The sequence below is a fragment of the Frankia sp. CcWB2 genome, from assembly GCF_977927585.1.
On sequence record NZ_CDWRCM010000007.1, the window covers coordinates 20,426 to 21,882 of the forward strand.

Below are 1,457 nucleotides of genomic sequence, written 5' to 3' on the forward strand. Positions count from 1 at the left end.
CCGCCGCACCGGACACCGAGATCGCGGCGACCAGATCGTCGGCGAGGACCGCGAGCTGGTCGGTCAGGGCGTGCGGCGCCAGCCGCGGTGGACGAGCGCCGGCCGGCACTCCCGTGCCGGCCCGCTCGCCGAGCGACGCCAGTTCGTCGAGCAGCCGAACGGCCCGCTCCGCCCTGGTGCCACCGGATTCCACCGGAACATCCCATGATGACCCGGACCAGCACCGAAGGCGGTGAATCAGCAGGCCGACCTCACGGGTGAGATCACGGACCTCGTCGGACATCCGGGCAGGATACCTGACGATGACGGGAACGGGTCTTGCTCTCTACTATGGTATAGGGCACCCTCCAGACATGGTCCGTTGACGTCGGGTTTCATCTCAGGAGGCGCGCATGTCGCTGAACCGCTCCGCCCAGACCCACCAGATCCTCATCGAACGGATACCGAAGGCAACCGGCCACGACGTGAACCACTGGCTCGATCGGCTCGACGACGGACCCGGCCTGCTCCGCTTCGCGGAGCGCGTCAACTGGCTGCGGGCCGAGCACGACCTGCCGCACTGCTATGCGGCGGCCCTGGTCCATGAGGCCGATCTGCGGCGGCGGGCGATCCGCGCGTAGGCACCTCGGCAGCGTCGGCACCTCGGCAGCGTCGAGCGCGCAGGCTCGGCCGCCCGGTGAGGTATCGAGGTAAGGCGCGGGTACCCGGCGCGGGACGCGGACGCGGTCCGCACCGTTGACGCGCCGGGTCGGCCACCGGGCACATCACAATGACTACATGGACCTCGACGCAGCCACGGAGTTCGTACGCGATCATCACCGGGCGGTACTCAGCACCACCCGCCGGGACGGCACGCCCCAGATGTCACCGGTGACCGTCGGGGTGGATACCGACGGGCATCTGCAGATCAGCAGCCGGCTCACCGCCTACAAGGTCCGCCACATCGAGCGGGATCCGACCGTACGGATCTGTGTGTTCCCCGATGAGTTCTTCGGGCCCTGGGTGCAGATCAACGGAACCGCCGAAGTCATCCGGCTACCGGCGGCGATGGACCTCCTGATCGCCTATTACCGAGACATCGCGGGTGAGCATCCCGACTGGGACAACTACCGGGCGGCGATGATCCGCGATCAGCGATGCATCATCCAGATCACTCCGCGGTCGGCGGGGCCGGACGTCTCCGGCTGAGGACCAGGCTTGAGGACACCGTTGCATAAGAGCGCCCTGACCCTGCCCGCCCTGACCTGATCGTCGGCGGGGCCTCGGCCCCACGACGGACCCGCGCGCTACTGCCGCAGCTTGGAGAGCAGGCGCAGCATCTCCAGGTAGACCCAGACGAAGCCGATCAGCAGGCCGAATCCCGCCCGCCACGCCTCGGAACGCGGCGCATGGGACTCGATCGCCCGCTCGATGTAGTCGAAGGCGAGGATGAACTGCAGGCTCGCGACGCCGAGCAC

At 68.4% G+C, this 1,457-nt stretch carries 3 protein-coding genes and 1 pseudogene; 2 read left to right on the forward strand and 2 right to left on the reverse strand.

The features are described from left to right. Positions 1-193, reverse strand: a pseudogene (locus ACY45C_RS01910) (hypothetical protein); the annotation flags it as partial. A gap of 199 nt (positions 194-392) precedes the next feature. Here ACY45C_RS01910 and ACY45C_RS01915 point away from each other — a divergent pair. Both ACY45C_RS01915 and ACY45C_RS01920 read left to right on the forward strand, forming a co-directional pair. Then, positions 393-620: a DUF4287 domain-containing protein gene (locus ACY45C_RS01915; RefSeq protein ID WP_011438288.1), complete on the forward strand. Its 228-nt coding sequence runs from the start codon at positions 393-395 to the stop codon at positions 618-620. Positions 621-777: 157 nt separating this feature from the next. Next, complete coding sequence (locus ACY45C_RS01920; protein ID WP_462185950.1) at positions 778-1,188, forward strand: PPOX class F420-dependent oxidoreductase; 411 nt, start codon at positions 778-780, stop codon at positions 1,186-1,188. Between the two features lie 98 nt (positions 1,189-1,286). On the opposite strand, the gene ACY45C_RS01925 is transcribed toward ACY45C_RS01920, so the two are convergent. Next, on the reverse strand, positions 1,287-1,457 hold a 171-nt coding region (locus ACY45C_RS01925), incomplete at its 5' end, for a Bax inhibitor-1/YccA family membrane protein (protein ID WP_462185962.1).